Annotated in this window: 19 protein-coding genes and 2 pseudogenes; 12 read left to right on the top strand and 9 right to left on the bottom strand. The window is 60.4% G+C overall.

The features are described from left to right. Positions 1-171: 171 nt before the first annotated feature. The gene (locus ACRYA2_RS16460) at positions 172-1,407 is read right to left on the bottom strand and encodes an RNA-guided endonuclease TnpB family protein (protein WP_433630450.1); all 1,236 of its coding nucleotides are present in this window, start codon (positions 1,405-1,407) and stop codon (positions 172-174) included. A gap of 747 nt (positions 1,408-2,154) precedes the next feature. Here ACRYA2_RS16460 and ACRYA2_RS16465 point away from each other — a divergent pair. Beyond that, positions 2,155-2,931, top strand: a complete 777-nt coding sequence (locus ACRYA2_RS16465) for an SDR family oxidoreductase (RefSeq protein WP_433630453.1) — start codon at positions 2,155-2,157, stop codon at positions 2,929-2,931. Continuing rightward, positions 2,924-3,193: pseudogene (locus tag ACRYA2_RS16470) on the top strand (transposase family protein); the annotation flags it as partial. The gene ACRYA2_RS16465 and the pseudogene ACRYA2_RS16470, both read left to right, overlap by 8 nt. Before the next feature lie 125 nt (positions 3,194-3,318). On the opposite strand, the gene ACRYA2_RS16475 reads toward ACRYA2_RS16470, so the two are convergent. Then, positions 3,319-3,618: a hypothetical protein gene (locus ACRYA2_RS16475; protein ID WP_433630455.1), complete on the bottom strand. Its 300-nt coding sequence runs from the start codon at positions 3,616-3,618 to the stop codon at positions 3,319-3,321. 473 nt (positions 3,619-4,091) lie between these two features. On the opposite strand from ACRYA2_RS16475, the gene glmU reads away from it, so the two are divergent. Beyond that, a complete protein-coding gene (glmU, locus tag ACRYA2_RS16480; RefSeq protein WP_433630458.1) occupies positions 4,092-5,273 on the top strand; it encodes a bifunctional sugar-1-phosphate nucleotidylyltransferase/acetyltransferase in 1,182 nt (393 codons plus the stop codon). A 96-nt stretch (positions 5,274-5,369) separates the two neighbouring features. Then, positions 5,370-6,737: pseudogene (locus tag ACRYA2_RS16485) on the top strand (RNA-guided endonuclease InsQ/TnpB family protein). Between the two features lie 39 nt (positions 6,738-6,776). Here the strand turns inward: ACRYA2_RS16485 and ACRYA2_RS16490 are convergent. The 5 genes from ACRYA2_RS16490 to ACRYA2_RS16510 form a co-directional block, all read right to left on the bottom strand. Next, on the bottom strand, positions 6,777-7,004 hold the full coding sequence (locus tag ACRYA2_RS16490) for a DUF7563 family protein (RefSeq protein WP_433630460.1): 228 nt from the start codon (positions 7,002-7,004) through the stop codon (positions 6,777-6,779). A gap of 289 nt (positions 7,005-7,293) precedes the next feature. Continuing rightward, the gene (locus ACRYA2_RS16495) at positions 7,294-7,869 is read right to left on the bottom strand and encodes a DUF7344 domain-containing protein (RefSeq protein WP_433630462.1); all 576 of its coding nucleotides are present in this window, start codon (positions 7,867-7,869) and stop codon (positions 7,294-7,296) included. A 172-nt stretch (positions 7,870-8,041) separates the two neighbouring features. After that, entirely contained in the window at positions 8,042-8,215 is a 174-nt protein-coding gene (locus ACRYA2_RS16500) for a hypothetical protein (RefSeq protein WP_433630464.1), read from the bottom strand. 3 nt (positions 8,216-8,218) lie between these two features. Further along, on the bottom strand, positions 8,219-9,133 hold the full coding sequence (locus ACRYA2_RS16505; protein ID WP_433630466.1) for a glycosyltransferase family 2 protein: 915 nt from the start codon (positions 9,131-9,133) through the stop codon (positions 8,219-8,221). Positions 9,134-9,295: 162 nt separating this feature from the next. Further along, a complete protein-coding gene (locus ACRYA2_RS16510; protein ID WP_433630469.1) occupies positions 9,296-9,772 on the bottom strand; it encodes a DUF7519 family protein in 477 nt (158 codons plus the stop codon). A gap of 469 nt (positions 9,773-10,241) precedes the next feature. Between ACRYA2_RS16510 and ACRYA2_RS16515 the strand changes: the two genes are divergently transcribed. From ACRYA2_RS16515 to ACRYA2_RS16545, 7 genes are all read left to right on the top strand, one after another. After that, positions 10,242-11,495, top strand: coding sequence for a glycosyltransferase (locus tag ACRYA2_RS16515; RefSeq protein WP_433630471.1), 1,254 nt, complete (start codon positions 10,242-10,244; stop codon positions 11,493-11,495). A 313-nt stretch (positions 11,496-11,808) separates the two neighbouring features. Next, positions 11,809-14,151, top strand: coding sequence for a flippase (locus tag ACRYA2_RS16520; protein ID WP_433630474.1), 2,343 nt, complete (start codon positions 11,809-11,811; stop codon positions 14,149-14,151). Between the two features lie 73 nt (positions 14,152-14,224). Next, positions 14,225-15,661, top strand: a complete 1,437-nt coding sequence (gene hisS, locus ACRYA2_RS16525) for a histidine--tRNA ligase (RefSeq protein WP_433630477.1) — start codon at positions 14,225-14,227, stop codon at positions 15,659-15,661. A 237-nt stretch (positions 15,662-15,898) separates the two neighbouring features. After that, positions 15,899-16,474: a hypothetical protein gene (locus tag ACRYA2_RS16530; RefSeq protein WP_433630480.1), complete on the top strand. Its 576-nt coding sequence runs from the start codon at positions 15,899-15,901 to the stop codon at positions 16,472-16,474. Between the two features lie 76 nt (positions 16,475-16,550). Next, a complete protein-coding gene (locus tag ACRYA2_RS16535) occupies positions 16,551-17,192 on the top strand; it encodes a DUF389 domain-containing protein (protein WP_433630482.1) in 642 nt (213 codons plus the stop codon). Next, positions 17,150-17,323, top strand: coding sequence for a heavy-metal-associated domain-containing protein (locus ACRYA2_RS16540; protein WP_433630485.1), 174 nt, complete (start codon positions 17,150-17,152; stop codon positions 17,321-17,323). The genes ACRYA2_RS16535 and ACRYA2_RS16540 overlap by 43 nt, the downstream gene beginning before the upstream one ends. A gap of 136 nt (positions 17,324-17,459) precedes the next feature. Next, positions 17,460-17,663: a hypothetical protein gene (locus tag ACRYA2_RS16545; RefSeq protein WP_113277829.1), complete on the top strand. Its 204-nt coding sequence runs from the start codon at positions 17,460-17,462 to the stop codon at positions 17,661-17,663. A gap of 350 nt (positions 17,664-18,013) precedes the next feature. On the opposite strand, the gene ACRYA2_RS16550 is transcribed toward ACRYA2_RS16545, so the two are convergent. Continuing rightward, on the bottom strand, positions 18,014-19,423 hold the full coding sequence (locus ACRYA2_RS16550; protein WP_433630488.1) for an ATP-binding protein: 1,410 nt from the start codon (positions 19,421-19,423) through the stop codon (positions 18,014-18,016). A gap of 124 nt (positions 19,424-19,547) precedes the next feature. After that, a complete protein-coding gene (locus ACRYA2_RS16555; protein WP_433630490.1) occupies positions 19,548-20,162 on the bottom strand; it encodes a response regulator transcription factor in 615 nt (204 codons plus the stop codon). A gap of 228 nt (positions 20,163-20,390) precedes the next feature. Here ACRYA2_RS16555 and ACRYA2_RS16560 point away from each other — a divergent pair, with 228 nt between their 5' ends. Further along, a complete protein-coding gene (locus tag ACRYA2_RS16560; protein ID WP_433630492.1) occupies positions 20,391-21,038 on the top strand; it encodes a helix-turn-helix domain-containing protein in 648 nt (215 codons plus the stop codon). The last annotated feature ends 59 nt before the right edge of the window (positions 21,039-21,097 follow it).

A 21,097-nucleotide genomic window follows, 5' to 3' on the forward strand; every position in this document is an offset into this window, starting at 1 on the left:
CTCGTGCTCGTGGCGTCCGCTGACGCGTCAGCGATCGACGGCTGCCGCTATCGTCGCGGCGTTCCCCTCCACGTCCCCACGGTGTAGTTCGACTGGGCGAGTGCGACGTGACATCCTCCCCGCCGTAAACGGCGGGGCTTCCCCTACGAGGGGAATCCAATCTGGCAGGTTTCAGTCCGAATAGGCCGTGAGCGTCATCTGCCCGGTTTTCGGACTCGTCTCTCGGTGGACTGTGGCGCTGTCACAGGCGCTCCCATCCCGAGGCGAGTCATCGCGTCCGGGTTCCCAACGGACGCTCTCTCCCCACGGGTTAGCGCGACCGGCGATGTTCACCGCCGCGTTAATATCTGCTTGGAACTCCGATACGTGGCAGTCGTCGTGCGGACACACAAACTCCGCTTGCTGACTCCGCCGACCGAGACGACCACAAGTGTGGCACGTCTGCGAGGTGTACGCCGCGTTGACATACTCGACGCGGATACCCGCCTCGGTTGCTTTGTCTTCGATTCGGCCCTGTAGCCGGGCGAACGCCCACGCGTGAAGGCGGCGGTTCATGAACTTGCCGTAGTTCAACCGCTCACGGATGTACGACAGGTCTTCGAGGACGATAACCGGGTTCTCGAAGGAACGGGCGTATTTGACGGCCTGTCGAGAGGTTTTCTCGACAATATCCGTCAGGGCGTTTTGGTAGTGGTCAAATCGTTCATCCACGCGCCACTCGGCGGCATCTCTCGACTGTAGCCGCCGGAGGGCCGTGAACATCTCTTTGCGGAGGTGTCGCGCTCGACTGCCGCTGACGAGCATCGGTTTCCGTGGCACGTCGCGTTTGAGGGCACAGCCCGTAATCAACGCGCTCTCACCAACGTCGAAACCGATGTACGTCGGGTTGTCCGGTTCTGTCGGTTCTTCGACCGGGTACTCGACGGTGACGTGCAACTCCCACGACGTGCGGTGTCGCTGTAGGCGCAGTTCGCCCGCTTTCACGTCCTCGGTGAGCAGGTCGAACCACAGGGATTCCTGTTCGGGATTTATCCGAAGTGGAATCCAAAAGTTCGTCCCGCGACCGGGTTGCGGGGCTTGCCACACGAAGCCGTGTTCGCGCTCCTCCGAGTAGTCGAACTTCGCGGCTCGATTGACGAGTCGAAGCGGATGCTCGTCGTCTAACTCTTCGGCGTTGTACGTCTTCCGAAGTTTCGGGACGTAGGACTTGAGCGCGTCTTTGGCTTGGTACGGCAGGTCGTAGGGCGTTACAACGTCGTTGACGGTAGACATTGTGTCCGCCCTGTTGTCGAAGGCGTCGTGGAGTGCGTTGCGGTAGGTGTCCAAGAGACGCTGGAGGCGTTGCTCTTTGCCCGTGGTAGGCGTTGCGAGCGTGGCCTGTAGCGTCTTCGTCACCGTCTCGGACACAATGTTACAATAGTGTTAGTCATACCTATCACCGTCGGTCACAAACCATGAAACGTGAAGAACATCAATATCGAGGTAGACGAGGAACAGTACGAGAGCGTGAACTACCCTGCCCTACCGCGCTCGGGGCTACCCGCCCCTCGCTTGGTGCGGACAGGGCTTCCTGTTTCTGTGTCGGAATTTGTACCCGAAGGCACAGGGATTCCAGACTCCGCAGGCGACTTCCCTTTACGGGTGGTTCGGAGTGTCCCACTCCTACCTGATGGACACTCGGCCACAACCGACGGTGCGCGCTTTGTGTCGCGCTTGAACACCGACGGAAGCGTGGTGAGTATCGTACTCCCCACTGTCAACCGCTTGGGTAGTAAGTGCAACGGAGAACTGCTTGCGAACCGTGCGGGCGCTGTATCCCCTCCCTACCGCTCGCTTCGCTCACGCTTGAGGAAGGGGGCTTAGCGCCCTCAATTACAGTTAAAAGCGACGAAGAAGCGCCACGGCCTGACGTGGCGCGGGATGCTACTCCACGCGCAACGGGAGTTGGATTCCGGCCCGGCCACTGAGTAGCGGTTGGTCAGTATCGTGTCGCATTCCCTCCCGGCCTAAAGGCCGGGATTCCCTGCTTGTAGAAAGATGGTCGGTCGTCGTGGTCCCGTTGAGTAGGTGGCCCAGGGACAAACACCGTCGCGTCCGAACCAGTTCCGGTGAATCGCCGCGACGTTTTATGTGTTCATATGTCGTGGCAAGCCTATGGCAGGGGACTTGCTCGAAGGCGAGGTGGCGGTCGTAACGGGTGCAGCGAGCGGTATCGGACGCGAGATAGCGCTGGCGTACGCGGACGAGGGAGCCGACGTGGTCGTCGCCGACCTCCAGGAGGAACCCCGTGAGGGCGGCGACCCGACGCACGACCGAATCGAGGATGAGACCGATCGGACGGCGCGGTTCGTCGAGTGTGACGTGACGGACACCGATGACCTGGCGGCGGCGGTCGCGGCCGCCGACGACCTCGGCGGTGTCGACGTGATGGTGAACAACGCCGGCATCTTCCGCAGCCAGGAGTTCCTCGACGTCACTGAGGATGACTATGACCGGTTGATGGACGTGAACGTCAAGGGCGTCTTCTTCGGCGCACAGGCGGCCGCGAGGCGGATGGTCGAGGATGACGGTGGAGTCGTCATCAACATGTCGAGCGTCGCCGGCCTCGCCGGGTCGGCCTCGTTCGTCACCTACTGCGCGTCGAAGGGCGCGGTCAGGCTCCTCACGTACTCTCTCGCGGCGGAATTGGGCCCGGAGGGCGTCCGGGTCAATGCCATCCATCCCGGTCTCATCGACACGGCGATGACGACCGAGGACGTCCCCATCCTGGGTACCGAGGCCGGCGAAGGGTACATGCAGACCATCCCCTCTCGGCGGTTCGGGCAACCGGAGGACGTCGCGGACGCTGCGCTCTACTTGGCGAGCGATATGGCCGACTACGTGAACGGCGAGTCACTGGTCGTCGACGGTGGGATGACGAACACAAACTGACCCGACGGAGCGGAACGGTGACCTGTTCCGGTGTCCGTGCGGCTATGAAGGCCACGCCGACCTTGGGGCTTCACGGATGTTCCTCGATCAGCAGGCTAGCACGAGTCTGGAAGTCGGGTCGATGGCACGGCCTGTGCGCCTCAAGTGGGACGACCACAACTGGTCGGAGTTACCACGCTCTCCCGAGAGAGTAAGTTCCAACAAGGAGCGCACAAACCGGAGTACCGGCGACGGGAAACTTGCCTCTGTGGGTGCGGCGTAGCCAACATCCCTACCGGAGGCATCCCACGGCTTCAGCCATGGGAGGATGTCAATGCGTTGTCTGTACTGTATAGTTCCTCCGCCACCGTTTGCATCAATGTTCCTCCTGTTGGTCTCTAACTGTGCTCAGACTGGCCTGATAGCGTCAAGTTCGCCGAGCGGTTGGCGTTCTTCGGCGACCGGCTTGAGGCGGTCGACCTGTGGATCGAGCCAGCCGTTGACCCTCTGGGTCTCGACGCGGAGGTAGTCGTCGGCGAACGTCGCGAGTAGCAGCGTGAACCGACTGTCGGTGCGGTCAATGTGGTGAACGTGACAGTCTATCGTCACGCCGCAGACCGTTATTTGGAGGTCGTCGTCGACGGAGAGATTGACGAAGGTGTCCACCATATCGGAGACAGGCTGCTGGCGGCGCCTCGCGTCGGACATACTCGTTTCAGCTGCGTTCATGTTGATCATTGGTCGGTGCGGCTCCAACTTAAAGCCGGAATACAGTTCCAGATAGTTCTGCTCTCTACAAGATCGTTAATATCGCTGCCCCGTACCCTGAACTCTTACTGTCCTATTGTCTTACCAATAGGGGAGTGGGTCAGCGCTTGCTCACCCTCTAGAGACTGGAGTCGAGGAACCATTGGGGCTGGCCTGGAGTACATGGCGTTCGGAGGTACTTACGATAACCCAAGTAGCTGGTCGTACTTGCTGGCCCACAAATGGTCGAATTCGTTCCAGAACTTGCCCCACACCAGCGATGATTTGCCCCGATTCTGAGTCCCGAATTCGATGCCGTCACCGTGTTTTCTGACATCGATTCTCGCGATGTGATGGCCTTACTGCATTAGTCTCTCCAACCGCTGACCGTTAGCCCGTGAATAATAATACGTCCCCTGCCGGAAGTAGAGGCCATGCAAGCGATCGTTCTCGCTGCGGGCCAAGGGACTAGGATGCGACCGCTGTCCGAGTCGTGTCCCAAGCCTATGTTGCCAGTCGCCGAAGAGCCCCTAGTCGCACACACTGCCCGCGCCGCCGTCGAGGCTGGTGCGGACGAACTCGTCCTGGTCGTCGGCTACGAGGCCGACACCGTCCGGGAATATTTCGGCCAGGAGTACGCCGGCATCCCGGTGGAGTATGCGGTCCAGGAGCGCCAGCGTGGCACCGCTGACGCCGTTCGAGCCGCTCGCGAACATATCGATGGTCCGTTCGCCGTCCTAAACGGGGACAACCTCTACGACACCGACGCGGTCAGCCGACTGTTCGACGCCGCCCCCAGCATCGGCTCCTATCAGGTTGAAGATCCGCGGAACTATGGCGTCCTCTCGACCGACGGCGATCAAGTGACCGGCATCGTCGAGAAGCCTGCCAATCCGCCGACCGACCTCGCCAACACCGGAGCATACGTCTTTCCGGAACGTGCCAGCGAGTGGCTTGATGTCTCCGAGAGCGAGCGCGGCGAGTACGAGATTACGGACGTTGTCGAGCGCGTCGTCGACGAGTTTGACGTGACCTCCATCGAGATAGATCGCTGGCTCGACGTGGGTCGCCCCTGGGAATTGCTTGAGGCCAATGAGTGGAAGATCGCGGAACTGGACCGGGACCTCCGGGGCGACGTGAGCGAGGACGCCACCGTCAAGGGGGATGTCGTTATCGAGGAGGGTGCGACCGTTGAATCGGGCGTCGTCGTTGAGGGACCTGCCCTTATTCGGTCGGGCGCGACCGTCGGTCCGAACGCCTACATCCGCGGCGCGACTCTCGTCGACGAGGGCGGGAAGGTCGGTCACAGCGTTGAAGTGAAAAACAGTGTCCTCTCGCCGGGCGCAACGGTCGGCCACCTCTCGTACGTCGGCGACAGCGTCCTCGGGCGCGACGTGAACTTCGGTGCTGGGACAAACGTCGCCAACCTCCGCCACGACGGTGGAGACGTCAAACATACGGTTAAGGGCGAGCGCATTTCGACCGGCCGCAGGAAATTCGGCGCTGTCGTCGGCGATGGCGCAAAGACAGGCATCGACACCAGCCTTTATCCAGGAGTGACGCTGTCGGAGGATGCGACGACAATGCCTAATGAGACCGTCTCGCGGGACAAGTAGCGAGCACCTATCTGCGTTGGCACGTCGAGGGTCCGGCACACGCTGTACTGCGGATCAGCGACACTACCACTGGGGTTATTATACAGACGTTTCACGATGGTGGAAGTCCACCGCACTCATCGAGCGAAAATCCTCAACCATAGTCAGGTAGAGGACTCGCTCAACCGGCATGGGTGGAGTGCCAGCAAACTCTGGAACGTCGCCAACTACCACTCCCGCCATGTCTGGGAGGAAACGGGCGAGATTCCCGACCACGGCGATCTCAAAGACGAGTTGAAAGGTCACTCAAATACAAGGGACTGCACAGTCAGTCCAGTTAGCGCGTTCTGGAGGAACTCGCTGAAGCCTTCAACTCGTGGTACGAAAAGAGGAAAACTGACAGTCGAGCGAATCCACCCGGCTACCGCAAACGCAACTACTACGACCAAGATGGCAACTGCGTTCACGAAGAACACCCGCGTAGCACGGTGACGTGGAAACAAAACGGCATCCGCCACGACACCAAGAATAACCGAATCAGGATCTCAAAGGGCGCAAATCACAAGGAACACCCGAGATCGTGGGAGTACATCGTTGTTGAATACGAAACTTGCCCCGGCGTCACGGTCGAGAACCTGCAACAAGTTCGAGCCGTCTACGACAAGGCGAACGAGCGGTGGGAACTGCACCTCGTCTGCAAAGACGAAATCGAGACACCTGACGCACCCGGCGACGAAACAGCGGGAATCGACCTCGGTATCTGCAACTTCGCCGCCGTTGCATACAGCACCGAGCAGGCCGACCTGTACCCTGGTAATCGCCTCAAACGGGACGGGTACTACTTCCCGAAGGAAATCGCCAAATGTGACGACTCGGGCGGCGAACGGGCCACGCGACTTCACCACAAGTGGTCAGAGCGCCGAACACACTTTTTCCCACTCTCTTGCCAAACACATCGTCCAACGGTGTGTCGAGCGTGGCGTTGGTCGCATCAATGTCGGAGAGTTAAGCGGCGTCCGTGAGAACGGAGAGTCGAAGAACTGGGGATGGCACGGCAACCTCGACTTGCACGGCTGGGCGTTCGACCGCTTCACGTCGATTCTCGAATACAAAGCGAAAGTCGAGGGTATCCAAGTCGTAGAAGTGTCCGAGCGAGACATATCGAAGATGCGTTGCGCTTGTGGTAGAGAAGATGACGGGCAACGTGTTGAGCGTGGTCTGTATATCTGTGAGGATTGTGGTGCGGCGTTCAACGCCGACGTGAACGGGGCGGAGAACATCCGTCTCGACGTGAACGAACGTAACTCTGAGTCTGCGCCCGATTCGGGCGGAGATAGGAGTACCGGCTGGTTGGCACAGCCCGGAGTCTACCTGCACGACTTGTCCTGCGGATTCCAACCGCAGGAACAGGTGGTGGACTCAAACCCTAATATTCCAAACGCGGTCGGGATTCCTCCGCATTCAGGTGGAGGAGGATGTCAATAGTGCTTTGGAGCTCGGTGATGGTGAAAGAAGGTTACCGGCTCACCGACGCAGTTCTTCTCGGGCACGTTCGGCTTCTTCGGGATTGTTGGCCCGGCCCTTTTTGACCTCGGTGGCGGTCATGCACTCGAAACACCCATATACTTCGTTGCGATTGTTGCCGAACACGCGAGCGAACTGGGGTGTCACGAATGAATCACAGTTGCGACACTGCGTGTCTGCCATTGCGCTGTCCTCAGTTTCGTGTGAGCCGGTTACGTCCATCGACATTACAGGCCAGGCTTCTCAGGGTACCACTATTATTATCCAGCCGTTAACCGCTTGAAAAACAGCCGAAACGATTGGTTAAACTGTTTCTCTCAACGATGTGAACGGCGCTAAGAATATTGGCAGAATGTATCTCCAAATATTACCTGTGGTTGAAGATATAATAAATAGCTAGTTGATGTGTATATTTGATTCAGAGAGCAGATGCTTCGCGCTGCGAGAACAGGTTACGTCATAAACCACAATATCCAATGGCGGTCGAGAATCCTCGCCCTTCAGGGCTGGGAGGATGTCAATGACTTGTGAGCTGGACGGTTGCGATCGCGGCGTATACACAGACGACAAGCGCGCCGAGAGCGGAACTGGTGAGACTTCCGACGAGCGGCAGGCCTAGCCACGTCCCGGCGAGCGTTCCTGCGCTGGCTGCTGTGGCCCAGTGATAGTAGCGGAGCCACCGTTCATCGGCATCGTCGTCAGCTTTAGAATTATCGTCGTTACGGGTTTCGAGATAGGGGTCGAACTGGTCGGCAAGCGACCCGCGCTCAACCATACCCCGGCTCTGGTTGTAGTCGATGATGCCCTCTTTGTCGAGTTTCGGGAGGTGGGACTGGTAGAGAGCGATGTACACGCGCTGGCGCTCGTCGGACGCCAACGCCGCCACTGTCGTGTCGTTCTCCCATGCCGCCACTTGTTCGGCCAGTGCCCGCATCTCGACGGGTCCGTCGTTGTCCTTGAGGTAGCGGAGCGCGTCGCGCCGGCGCTGGGTCTGGAGGATGTGGAATATTTTGTCCTTCGATAGTTCGGTCGGTGTTTCCTGGGAAGACAGTTCGGAGGTGTCTTCGGAGAGGGTTTCGGTGGTGGCGCTCATGACTTCCACCAGTGCCCAGACATGCGGCCATCTTAAACGGGGGAGATTCTCGCGGGCTGTTTCGATCTGTTGCAACCCGTTTACGTCTGGCGATTGGATGGTATGAACGAACGTAAACGTCGGCTATCTGATTGGAGAAATTATAACGAATATTTTGTTAGTCACTCCCGTGTCAAGAACTGACGAGCAGGGTGTAGACAATCGTCAGTGCGGTGAATGCGGCGATGATCACACCGGTCGAGGTGGCCGGCGATAGCGCAGCTAGCGGTCCGATGTTCAGCACCGTACATCCGAATAGCAGTGTCGCCCCTATCGAGAGCCCGAGGTAGTAGTATGCGTATTCCACGTGTCACCCGAGTCGTGTACGGATACCGGAGTAGATGTTCAGCAGTAGTCCAGGGTACTGCCGGGGTGTGGGCGGTCGTGCCGACCGTAAGTAGCGCAGACCTGTCCGGAACTGGCCCTCGTCAATGTAACGTCGCGCTAGGATGTAGTGATGTGCACCCACCACGTCGATGCCTTGATGTTCCAGACGCTCGATCGTGTCGGCGAACGTCCGGCGGAAGTGCTCGTCGGCCTCGCGGACCGCGTCGGCCGACGGTTCGCCCGTCTCGTATCGCAACAGTAGCGGTTCGTCGACACAGGCGAGTTTCCCCTCCTGAAGGACGCGTATGAGGAACTCGGGATCCTGGAAGCGGTCGAACGATTCATCGAACCCGCCGATTCGTTCGGCGACCTCGCGCTTGACCAGCAGGGTCGACCCGGCGCTGGTATGAAGATCGTCGCTGAGGACGGGGCCGATAAGTTCCTCTCCGCCCTCTGCACCTTCGGTCTCGTTACGCCGGGAAATCAGTTCGGTCACCCACTTTACTAGAGGATGCTGGCCGTCCGGATGAACCGTCTCGGCCTCGCAGTAGGCGGCGATCCAGTCGTCCGACCGCATCTCCAGTGTCAGTACTTGCTTTTCGAGTTTTGTTGGGAGCCAGACGTCGTCGGAGTCGAGAAACGCCACGTACTCCCCCTTAGCGCGTTCAATGCCGGTGTTGCGTGCGGCGCTCGCCCCCTGGTTTTCGTCGTGCTGGATGAACTGGACGCGGTCGTCGTCATAGGACGCTACTACTGCAGGCGTATCGTCCTGCGAGGCGTCGTCAACCACGATGAGTTCCAGGTCTTCCAAGGTCTGGCTGAGGACGCTCTCGATAGTCCGCGGCAACGCGTCTGCTCGGTTGTACGTCGGTACGATGACGCTCACAGTCGGGGCCATTTTTGTGTATACGTCCGTCCCTTCGGTCCTTTATTATCGACTTCCTAAGCGACGGAGGCCTGAGCCCTCGAGTCCAGCACTCGAGACGGTGTTCGCTGACGGTCGCCGGCCGACACCGTCACGTCGACTTCGGAAGCGGAGTTTCGAACTCGCAACGGTGCATCACTCATGTAGCGTGATCAGAAACAGGAGGGCAGCGACGAGCACGAGCACCAGCGCCGTATGTGACAGCCCTGAGATACCGACACCGACTGCGACTCGGGCTGCCGCAATCGCGAGGACCGCGACGCCGACCGAGCCGGCGACGTGGACGACCTCGACCTCAGTCGTTCCGGATTGTCGTCCTAGATGGTTGCCCACGGAGACGGCGTGTTCTCCGGCGTCCCACGCGACGATGGCCGCCGCGCCGGCGAGCAGTAGTCCCTCGAGTGTGACGGCCTGGAATATGGCGGAGACCAGCGTCGAGAAGTAGACCAGTCCGGACCCGGCACGGACCAGTTCACGGGAGCTGGTTCCCCTGACGGGTGCCAGTGCGGCCCCAAGAATGAGGACGCCGAGGATGGCTGGAAGCAGGCGGAGGTGGTCGCTTAGCTGGTTCTTCCGGCGCCGGCATCGTCGCTTGTTCGACGTTGCTCCCACGCTTGGTGACCAATGCGGCGGTTGCGACCACTAGATTGACGACGGCGATGGCGGCCACGAACACATAATCATTGGCGACGGTGTCGACAACCCCATCCAAGTCGGTCGACACCTACGTCCCGAGCGTCGATGCGGCGGTTCCGAGTGCGAAGACGCCACACAGAGTGATGCCGACAGTGAGGAGTTCGTCTGTGTTCATGCTGTGTTCGCCGTCACGTTGGGGGCAAGTCACCCCCTGACATGCAACTACCGTCGTCCCTTGATAGAGTAATTATAAGCCGTGTAAGGTCTCGGTAAGCGCCACACTGCCGCTGTCAGGCGGTCGCTTCCGGAACTCTGATCGCCCCTGTGCGTCGGGGCAGAAATCGGCCAATCGGCGCAACAACCGGTGAGGGCACGGCTCGGGCGGGGTCGCGGCTGCGACGTTATACACCCGATAATAAACACCACCGGTTGCCAACAGTTCGGTATGTCGAGCGACACGCGAACCCGGGCCGACGATCCTCTGGACTTCGGGAACGTGCCACGGGACCACGACCTAGAGGCGCTTTCGGACCGGAATTTGCTCATTGTCTCCCATAGCTACAATCACTTTGTCAAAGGGCAGGTAGACGTGCTCGCCGACTACTTTGAGGAGGTGTACGTGCTTGTCCGCTACAACCGGTTCGCCGACATCTCTGAGTATCTCCCCATCGACTACGCCAAGCCGTTTAGTCGGAGTGCAAAAATAAATCGCGAAAATAAACCCGACAACGTCACTGTCGTCAGTACGCCGCTACTCTATCTCCCACTCGACCTCCATCGGCGGTTCCTCGGCGACCAGCACGCCCGACGGGCGAAGAAGGTCGTCGAGGACCTTCCCGTCGAATTCGACTTAATACATTGCCATATGACCTGGACCGCCGGCTACGTCGGCAGCGTCCTCAAGCATGAACTTGATGTTCCATTCCTGCTCACAGTCCACGAGAACCGCGAACTGTTCGTCGACCAGCTAGAATCGAGCAACGGCAAGATAGACGACACTTGGCGAGACGCCGACGCCATTATCCGGGTTAATCGCCGCGACAACGCCGCTCTAACGGAGTTCAATGACGATGTCTACTATATTCCCAACGGGTTCAGCACGGACCGCATTCGGCGTGTCCCGAAGCACGAAGCCAGGGTGGAACTCGGTGTCGATCCTGATGAGAACCTCCTGTTCGCGCTCGGCCATCTCAAGGAACGTAAGGGGTTCCACCACCTCATTGACGTACTCCCGGACGTCATTGAGCGCGAGGGCGACGTGACCTGCGCTATCGGCGGCCATGGCGGCATGCGTGGCCAGTTGGAGGAACAGATTGAGAAGATGGGGCTCGAAGACAGCGTCCACCTACTCGGGTATGTCGACACAGACGATCTCAAACACTGGCTGAGTGCCTGCGATGCATTCGTCCTGCCAAGCTACAGCGAGAGTTTTGGCCTTGTCCAGCTAGAGGCGATGGCTTGCGGATCACCGGTCGTCTCGACGTACAACGGAGGTAGCGAGGAGGTTGTTACCTCCGAGAAGTACGGTTTCCTCGTGGATAGTCCAGAAGACCACACCGATCTCGCGGACGCCATCGTCAGGGCGCTCAACGAGGACTGGGACCGCGACGCCATTGAGGCCCACGCCGCGCAGTTCACGTGGGAGCGAGTCTGCGTCGACATTGCCCACCTCTATGCTGAAGCGCTTGAATTGTACTGAACCGTCGATTCTAGGCCGTCAGCTGGTCCTGTCCTATCGGAACACAAAAGCCCACTCTATCATTAATAATTATATACAATTATCAACGGCTAAGGCCTACTCTTATCCAAACGAGCGGTTTCAGCCGTGATCGAGTAGGGTGGGTAGTTGACATTGGAGATAACGACTCCAGCGCCTCATTGTCTGGGCATTCAGCCGCTGTTGCAAAGTTCTGCCGCCCCTTCTAGCCAGTGTATAATAAAGCCTACCTGGTGACAACTGGGGAGTGAGTGTCGCCCCAACGAGAGCCCCGCAGGTTGATGGTGGTGATCCAGTGCAGCGTAGCATTCTGAGTGGGGTCCTTTCGGTCGCCAGCACAAAGGTCCTCACACTGGTCATCGGTATCCTGACGACGCCCATCCTTTATCGGCTACTGGGACCGACGGATATCGGCATCTACACCACTGTCCTCTCGGTGTTCTCGTTGTTCATGATTCTCATTAGCTCTGGCGTGAGCGACGGCGTCAGGAAATTTATTGCGGAGAATCGTGCGATACCAGACTGGGAGTCTCATGTCGTCGGATTCTACTTCCGGCTAGCGCTGGCACTGGCAATCGCAGGGTCGGCGCTGCTGGCGCTAGCGGCGTGGAGTGGTCTTGTTGCCAAAACGCTTGGTGAGCAGTTCGAGGTATACTTCTACATCCTCGCGGTGCTCGTGGTGACTGACCAGTTTCGGGAGTACGCCCGTAAGACGCTAATGGGATTTGGTCTCGAACGCTATTCTGAGCCGCTGAAGGTCGTCCAGAAAGTGGCATTCGTTAGTATCGCTATCCCACTTGTCTACTTCGACTTCGGCGTCGCCGGCGCGCTCGCGGGGAAGATAGCCGCAGGCGCCTCCGTGGCTATCGTCGGTTTCGTACTCGTTAGCCGGCAGGGGTCGTTCGGCCACATCTTCGAGTCGACACCCTCGCGGTTTCCCCGCCGCCAGATGTTGACGTTCAACTCGCTGTCCATCGTCCTTATCCTCTTCCTGATGTCGCTATACAAGATAGACATTCTGATGCTCCAGCTCTCGTTGGAGGATGCCAGCAAACAGGTCGGCTATTACCGTGGCGCGCTGGAGCTGGCGGAGTTCCTCTGGTTCGTTCCGCTGGCACTCCAGACGGTGTTCGTCCACTCTACGTCGGAGCTGTGGTCGAACGACCAGACGGAGAAGATATCGAAACTTACGGCTCGCACGACCCGGTACACGTTCTTGCTGACGGGCGTGATGGCGCTCGGGCTGGCCGCGCTGGCGGACATCGCCGTCCCTGTGTATCTCGGTGTCGAGTTCATGCCAGCAGTGACGCCGCTCATTCTTCTACTGCCGGGCGCGCTCGGATTCGCCGTTGCCCGGCCCATCCTTGCCATCAGCCAGGGGAAGGGCGACCTGAAGTCTCCCATCATCGCTACCGGCACTGCGGCAGGTATCAACTTCGGGTTGAATGCCCTGCTCATCCCCCGATACGGGATGCACGGCGCGGCAATAGCAACGAGTGTCGGCTACGGCTCAATGTTTCTGTTGCATCTCTGGAGCGCGCGACGGGTCGGTTTCGACCCTCTTTCGGACGCTCGTCTGGGCCGCATCGCCGCGACGACGGCACTGGCCGCGGTACCTATCTTCGCCCTCTCTCGGTTGGTCGACTTGCACGTCGTCGTCGCCGGCGTCAGCATTCCGTTCTCGCTTGTCGTGGTCCCACCGCTGGGGCTCGGTATCTACCTCTTCTTTGCGTTCGTGACTGGGGCGCTCGGGGTTTGTGAAGTGCTTCGAGCGCTCTCTGACTTTCCAGCACCGGTCGGCTCGTACGCCGAAACGCTCCAACGATACGTCAATAACATGTCAATTGAACCAGGTCCTGACTCGATACAGAAACTGCTGGTCGTCGCCGGTATTCTGCTGTTCGTCGCCGGAATAGGCTTCGCGTTCCTCGATCCCGGCATCGGACTCGGCGGATTCGACGGCGACGGCGGCCCCGAACAGCCGACAACTGACCCCGGCCCGACGACGGGCCAACCAACGTCGTCGCCCGGTGGAGAGACCTCGACCACACCGGCCGAAGAGACGGCATCTCCAACGGAGACGACACAACCGCCGGACAGTTCGACGTCACCCGATACATCGACCACGCCTGACACCACCACCAGTCCGCCGACCACAACGACCACGCCAACTTCACCGTCTCCGACCACGACGACCACGACCTCGTCACCGACCACGACGACCACGACCTCGCCACCGACCACGACGACAACGTCAACGACGACGACCACGACGACAACGTCAACGACGACGACCACGACGACCACGACGACAACGTCAACGACGACGACCACGACGACCACGCCAACTTCACCGTCTCCGACAACTACTACGACCTCGCCGCCGTCGACCACCACGACCACGTCGACGACTGACAGTACGACCACCGGAGCAACGAATTCGCTGAACGGGACGACGGCGAGGCAGACCGCCGGAACAACTACGACCACGTTCACTGACACAACAATTCCACCCTCGACGATGACTACGACGCAGACTGGCAGTTCCTCTCCTTTCTTAGGTTCGACCGCGACATCCACGACGACTGAAGAGACAAATACTGCACTCCCTACCACGATGCCGGCGACGAGCACGTAACCACGAACGCGCCGACCGAGACAGCCACGACGAACACCACGACCGACGGTGGGTTTTCGCGGTCGACGAGTGCATGTCGGCCCGCGAGTACATCGCGCGGACGCCCACTCCGACTGGACTGGACGACGGCCAACGCGACTCCGACGAGATAGCCAGAAGTAAACCGTTCGCCTTCGAACTTGGCAACATGGACGACTTCGACAGTCTCAAGGGTTTTTACGACCGGTACCCGGAGGAGTGGGCCGCCTGGCGCGAGGTCATCGACACCGTCGAGGAGACGGCCAGGGAGTTTGGCTTCCGGGAGATAGACGCGCCGAGCGTGGAGCCGACCGACCTCTTCCGGGTGAAATCCGGCGAAGAGATAGTTGAGCAGACGTATAGCTTCGAGGACAAGGGCGGCCGTGAAGTCACACTGCTTCCCGAGCAGACGCCGACGCGTGCTCGACTCGTCCAGAAGCGCAAGGACCTCGGGACGCCCATCAAGTGGTTCGACACCAGCAAACGGTGGCGCTACGAGGCGGTCCAGAAGGGCCGCGACCGCGAGTTCTTCCAGACCGACGTCGACATCTTCGGCGTCGAGAGCGTCGAAGCCGATGCCGAAATCATCGCCTGCGCCGCGACCGTCTTCGAGAAGCTCGGCGTCGACGACCACGTCGAGTTCAAGCTGAACGACCGCCAGTTGCTCGACGCCCTGTTGGAGTCGCTGCACGTCGGCGAGAACGACGACGCGCCCGACGAGACTCGCGAGGAAGTGATGCGCATCGTCGACAAGAAAGAGAAGATAAGCCGCGAGGAGTTCCTCGGCCAGCTCCAGGCTGAGGGCCTCGACCGTACCACCGCGGAGGAGATAGACGAGATAACCGCTATCAGCGGTCCCATCGAGGAATCACTTGTCGAACTCTCGGCGAAAGCGCCGGACGACGAGCGAGCCGAGACGGCCGTCGAGCGCATGCACGACCTCCACGACGTGCTGGCGGGCTACGGCGTCGCCGACGCCTGCACGCTCGACCTCTCAATCGTCCGCGGGATGGACTACTACACGGGTCTCGTCTTCGAGGCGTTCGCTACGAACAGGGACCTGCGCTCGCTGTTCGGCGGTGGACGCTACGACGGACTCATCGGCGAGTTTGGCAATCAGGAGGTGCCTGCGGTCGGCTTCGGCTTCGGTTACTCGACGACGACGCTGCTGCTCGAAGAGACGGGTAACTGGCCGACGGAGGCGCTCTCGACGGACGTGTACGTGCTCGCCGTCTCCGACTCGGTTCGCGAGATTGGTCTGGAGTACGCGATGGACCTCCGCCGTGAGGGGTTCGAGGTCGAGACAGACCTTACGAGTCGCAGCGTCGGCGAGCAGTTCGGATACGCCGACCGAATCAACGCGAGTTACGTGCTCGTCGTCGGCGAGCGCGACCTGGAGGAGGGCGTCGTCACGGTGCAGGAGATGGAGTCCGGCGAAGAGGAGCAGGTCCCCCGCGACGAAGCGGTCGAGTATCTCCGCGACCGACTTTAGCTCCCGGGCACTCGCAGTCCGGAGTAGCGGTTAGTGTCAGCGTCTCGTTGCGACGAACGTCGATACGTATTACGTCCTTTACTGTAGTTTAATCGCTGAAAATAATATTATTTTCATACTCTCGAGGCTTTCTTAAATATGCGGATGCAATATATGTCATACGCCAGCCCGGACGACGTGCTCTCCCACGAGCACGGATGACTCCCGGCTGAACAGCCCGCTGCTTCTCGTTCAACTATGAAGGGACGCCACGCATTCTGTCCAAAGAGCGGCGCACAGCTCTCAGACGAGGTTCACTACGACGAGACGGGGCGCGCGCTCCGGCACGGCGTCGGTGACGACCACGCCGCCAAGACGCAACCGAACGGGGAACTCACCAACGGCGCGCTCCGGTCGTCGAAGGTAGCGATCTTCAACTACTTCAGACGCTGTCACCAGCGTCATCGAGACGCCGATTCGTCGCTGTATCCGAAGGCGGCCATCGCACTGAGCCGGCTCAAGCGCGCGGCGAGCGGCGACGTGGCGTGGGACATGTACGTCTGGCTCGCCCTGGGCGAACGCCTCGACCAGCGGGGGTTCGACGTCCACTGGATGAACGCGCACGTCGAGTTGCGCTGTCCGCGCTGTGGCGGCCGACTCAAGTTCGAGGAGGTAGCGGACGACGGCGTCGTCGCCACCTGCGGCACCGACTGTACGAACGACGACGGCGACCACCTCGACGAGATTCGCCAGACGGTCGTGGACCTCTACGAGGGGGCGTTCGGCACGGACGCCCGAGACGTACCGATGACTGACGAACTCACTCTGCTGTGACGGAAGCAACCAACAGTTCACGACCGTACTGCAGACGGCACTTTGTGAAGAGGACGGGCGGGCGACGAGGGGAGCGATGGCACGCGAAGACATGAGGCTCGTGGAGGTAATGGCGATGTCGGAGAAGGCCCGCACCGAGACGGTTGCGTTCCTCGAAGAGGAGGGACTGAAGTACACCGTCTCGGACGACACCCGGGACGCGGACGCGGCCGCCCACATCTCCTTTCCGGTGTCCGCTCATCGGGTTGAGTCCGTCCAGACCGGCCTCACCGAGCGCGACATCGCGGGCGAGATATACACCGTCGTCGACAACCCGGAGACGATAGTCTCGGCGCGGTTCGACGACGGAGTGGACGGGGCCGCCGGAGCCAGGGTAGCCAGCTACCAGCGCGTCTCGCGTAGCGAACTCCATTCGAAAGCGGCCGACCCTATCCCGAACGTGGTCGTGTACACCATCCTGACGGCCATCAGCGCCATCGTCGCCACCGCGGGCGTGCTGCTGGAGTCGCGGTCGGTGATGGTCGGGTCGATGGTCATCGCGGGTCTACCTCTACCGCCGACACCGCTTCGTCGGCGTGCCGTAGATGTAGCGACGACGAATCGTTTCCCCGGACGGTCGGTTGGTATCAAGTCGCTCACGGTCGCATGGGACAGTACAAGTTCCGCGTTGACGGAATGCAGTGTGCCGGCTGTAAACAGATACTCGAGAGCGAACTGAAGGGCGTCCGCGGGGCGCTGACGGTCGACGCTGACCACGAGCAGGGCGTCGTCGAGGTGACCACCGACCCCAGCACCCGCGCAGATCTTGCAAACGCCATTGGCGACCTGGGCTACGCCGTCCGGGAGTAACGTCCACTTTCGTCCGTCGGTCCGCTCCTCATTGAGGGAAACCGCCGGACTCCGCCGGAGTGAAGCGAATCCCGCAGCTTTACTTTCACTTCGGATAAGAATGGATATTTAGAAGGGAGTGATCGTATGGTCTCGCATGAGCGTCCACCGCATCGACGGGACCAGAGCAAAGTGGCGATACACGTGCCCGAACGGGCACGCGAGCTGGGAGACGACGAACGGGCACTTCTGGTGTCACCAGTGTAGTCGCCTCCCGGACGCCGACGCGGAGTTCTGGGAGCTGCTTGACGGGAAGACGGGTGAGCGACTCGCGAGAGAGAAGGTGACAGTCAATGGCTAGAGCAACGCGATTCGAGACGGACGGCACCGACGAATAGACGCATCGAACGCGGCCCGCGTGGAACCCCGGCGGCGACGAGACGAGCAGACTCCTCGCCTGCCGGAACGCCGGCTGCGATAACGACCACGCCGACCCGGAGTTCGCCCGCATCCTAGGCGACGGCGACGCCGTCTACGCCTGCCCGGAGTGTACCTCCTGGGCGGCGCTGAAAGGCGGCGCGGCCGCCGACCCCGAGTTCGACCACCGGGTGGACGACGTGGTGTCGCGACGGCGAGCGTCCGACTGGTGACGCCGGCGCGACGATAGCGGTACTGCCAGCGAGGGGGACGGCACCGGCGTCGCCGGCGGTCTCACTCGAACTTCATGCCGCTGATTTCGAACCGAGCACCGCCGTCGTCGGCAGCGTCGATGTCGACCGCCCAGCCGTGCGCTTCGGCGATCTGTTCGACGATAGTTAATCCGAGACCGGTGCCGTCGTTGGTCGTATACCCGCTCTCGAAGACGTCCCTGCGCTCGTCTTCGGGAATGCCCGGGCCGTCGTCCTCGACCGCGATTCCGTCCGACGTGCGCTCGACGCGGACGGTCACGTCGTCGCCGGCGTGCTCGACGGCGTTCCGGAAGAGATTGCGGAACACCTGGCTCAGCCGGTCGGGGTCGGTCGAGATCTCCTCGTCGGTGTCCTCCAAGACGAGCGTCGCGTCGAGCGGGACGGTCCGCTTCCACGTGTCCTCGACCACCTCGCGGAACGCCGTCCACTCCTCGTCGCCGGTGGTCTCGGGGCGGCGAGCGAGGTCCAGCATCTCGTCTATCATCTGTTCCATGCGGCCGAGAGCGTCGTCGACCTCGTCGTAGGCCGTGGGCGTGCCGTCCTTGCGCGCCACGCGGAGATAGCCCTGCGCGATACCCAGCGGGTTCCGGAGTTCGTGGGCGAGCATACCGGCGAACTCGTTGAGGCGCTCGTTCTGGTGTTCGAGTTCCTGCCTGCGGCGCCGGTGAGCGGTTACGTCCCGGAAGATACCGACGACCTCGAAACCGTCGTCGCTCGGCATCGTCGCCGTGTTTATCTCCGCGTGGCGGGTCTCGCCGTCCGCCGCCGTAAACGCCACGCTGTACGGCGACCGGTCGGGGGCGCCCCCGTCGGCGCGCACATCGGCAGTCAGCGACTCGACGGTGTCGCTGGGGAACGCCGGCACCTCCTCAATCGGCCGTCCGTTCACTTCGATCCGCGAGACCCCCGTGAGGTCGCAGAACGCGTCGTTGACCGCCTGGATGGCCCCCTCGGCGTCGAGGACGAAGACGGGGTCCGGAGCAGTCTGGAACAGCGTCTGGAACCGCTCGACGCTCCGTTCGCGCTTCCGTTCGAGTTCGACCGAGAGCCGCCGCCGCTCCAGCAACCCCTCGATGCGCGCCCGCAACACCCCCTTCTCGATGGGCATCGTGACAACCTCGTCGACCACTTGCCAGGCGGCCGGCGTACACGCCGGCGATTCGTCCGAGGACACCAGAAGGTAGGGAAGAAACGTCGGGGAGGCGACGTCCGTCCGGGTCTCCAGGTCGTCCTCGTGCTGGAGAAACGACGTTTCGTCGACGATACAGAGGTCGAAGGAGTCCTCGACGGCGTCGCCGTCCGGACGAACGACGTCGTATTCCGCGGCGAGCCACTCGCCGAGCAGTTTCCGGTTCTGGTCGTCGTCGAGGAGCAGAAGAATCACGCTCTCGGACGAGTCGTGCAGAAGCGTCGTCGGCGACGGCCCGCTCATGCGAAATTCCCGCCGACTAGTTCAGTCGCTCTGCCATCTCCGTCCGTCGAGTGGCCGCGAGTCGCCATCATGCTCCGGCATGGGCTTCTCGAAGATCGGTCATAGATTTGGTGGAGAGACGGAATCAGCCATCGCTGTTCGTCGCGTCGGTGCCCTTTACCAACTTCGAGCCGGCGGTGTTGCGACCGTGGAACTCCGCGCGGAGATCGTCGTCGTCGAGGTCGGTGGCGGTGTCCGCGAGCCGCTCGCGGAGCGACGACAGCTCCGATTTCAAGTCGTCGTACTCCTCGTTGTCGCCGAGTTCGGTCGAGTTTTTCTTGCTCTCGATGGTCGCTTTCTTCGACGCGAGCGAGAGGAGCCGCTGAACTTGCTCGTCGTACGTCGACCGCGTCTCGAGCGACTCGACGATGTCGTGGAGCTGCTCCGGGTCGGAGACCGGTTTGTTGATGTAGGTGTCGAATCCGAGTTCGAGGATGTCGAAGTCGGGTTCGACGGCAGTCACCATAGCGACGCGACAGTCGATGTCTCGCTCGCGAATCTTCTTTAGGACCTCTTGACCGGAGAGGTCGGGCATCCGTCGGTCGAGTAGAACGATATCGACCGACTCGTCGACCGACTCAAGTGCCTCGGAACCGCTGTACGCTTTCCGGACCTCGTACGAGTCCTCCAACCAGCGGGCGTGAAGATCCGTAATAGCGTGCTCATCGTCGACTATCAGGACAGTGGGCTTGCTAGACATGATACGTGGTACCTCCCCGTTTGCGCACCGAAGACGGGAGTGTCCTCCGGTCGATTTCCTCCATTCTGATACAACTCATGAAAGAGGGGTGCTCCGTCTATAACTATTGTACGCATGGACGATATTTGTCTAAAAGCTTTTCGGTTGGTGGAAGATATATCAGACTGTTTAATGGTGGGGACACGAAATATATAACAAGCTCTAACAAGAGTCCAAGCTAAGAGCAATATGAGCATCTTAGCTGAGTTTACCGTCCCTGCGCGCAATTTCGTCCTAAGCGAGGCGCTACGGGCAGTCCCCGACGTTCACGTCGAGATTGAGCGCGTCGTCGCGGATGAGGAAAAGATTACACCATACTTCTGGGCTGCCGGCGACGACATTTCGGCCTTCGAGGATGCACTTGAATATGACAACACCATCCAAGACATCGTCACGCTCGAAGAACACGATGAAGAGCGGTTTTACCGCGGTTACTGGGAACAAGACGGCGATGACATTACGCAGGCCGTCTCGCTTGTGGAGGCGACGATACTGGAGGCCTCCAGTGATGATTCCGAGTGGGATGTGCGCATGTTATTCCCGGACGAGCAGACACTGACGAAGTTCCACAATTACTGTTCAGAACACGACATCGTGTTCGAACTGATGCGCCTTTACGACTCTCGTCGCCCCGAAGCGCTTGGCAAGTACGAGATCACACCGAAACAGCGTGAAGCCCTGCTAGCCGCTCTCGACAGAGGATACTTTGAGGTCCCCCGTTCAACGGCCCTCAAAGACATCGCCGACGCTCTTGACATCTCCCAAAATGCGCTCTCGACGCGACTCCGACGTGGACACGCAAATCTCATTAGTAATACGCTCCGTCACGAGGAATGAACTCGCAAATTAAAGGCAATCGCTCTTTCTGAAGGAGGGAAGGGATTAATAAATAGCGT

The sequence above is a fragment of the Halomicrococcus pelagicus genome, assembly GCF_050954125.1.

Excerpts from the sequence above, each read along its gene's own strand:
- ACRYA2_RS16490 (WP_433630460.1), bottom strand. The coding sequence starts at position 7,004 with ATGTCGATGGACGTAACCGGCTCACACGAAACTGAGGACAGCGCAATG.
- ACRYA2_RS16540 (WP_433630485.1), top strand. The coding sequence starts at position 17,150 with ATGCAGTGTGCCGGCTGTAAACAGATACTCGAGAGCGAACTGAAGGGC.
- ACRYA2_RS16535 (WP_433630482.1), top strand. The coding sequence starts at position 16,551 with ATGGCACGCGAAGACATGAGGCTCGTGGAGGTAATGGCGATGTCGGAG.
- glmU (WP_433630458.1), top strand. The coding sequence starts at position 4,092 with ATGCAAGCGATCGTTCTCGCTGCGGGCCAAGGGACTAGGATGCGACCG.
- ACRYA2_RS16515 (WP_433630471.1), top strand. The coding sequence starts at position 10,242 with ATGTCGAGCGACACGCGAACCCGGGCCGACGATCCTCTGGACTTCGGG.
- ACRYA2_RS16495 (WP_433630462.1), bottom strand. The coding sequence starts at position 7,869 with ATGAGCGCCACCACCGAAACCCTCTCCGAAGACACCTCCGAACTGTCT.
- ACRYA2_RS16560 (WP_433630492.1), top strand. The coding sequence starts at position 20,391 with ATGAGCATCTTAGCTGAGTTTACCGTCCCTGCGCGCAATTTCGTCCTA.
- hisS (WP_433630477.1), top strand. The coding sequence starts at position 14,225 with ATGTCGGCCCGCGAGTACATCGCGCGGACGCCCACTCCGACTGGACTG.
- ACRYA2_RS16550 (WP_433630488.1), bottom strand. The coding sequence starts at position 19,423 with ATGAGCGGGCCGTCGCCGACGACGCTTCTGCACGACTCGTCCGAGAGC.
- ACRYA2_RS16555 (WP_433630490.1), bottom strand. The coding sequence starts at position 20,162 with ATGTCTAGCAAGCCCACTGTCCTGATAGTCGACGATGAGCACGCTATT.
- ACRYA2_RS16545 (WP_113277829.1), top strand. The coding sequence starts at position 17,460 with ATGAGCGTCCACCGCATCGACGGGACCAGAGCAAAGTGGCGATACACG.
- ACRYA2_RS16465 (WP_433630453.1), top strand. The coding sequence starts at position 2,155 with ATGGCAGGGGACTTGCTCGAAGGCGAGGTGGCGGTCGTAACGGGTGCA.
- ACRYA2_RS16475 (WP_433630455.1), bottom strand. The coding sequence starts at position 3,618 with ATGTCCGACGCGAGGCGCCGCCAGCAGCCTGTCTCCGATATGGTGGAC.
- ACRYA2_RS16505 (WP_433630466.1), bottom strand. The coding sequence starts at position 9,133 with ATGGCCCCGACTGTGAGCGTCATCGTACCGACGTACAACCGAGCAGAC.
- ACRYA2_RS16530 (WP_433630480.1), top strand. The coding sequence starts at position 15,899 with ATGAAGGGACGCCACGCATTCTGTCCAAAGAGCGGCGCACAGCTCTCA.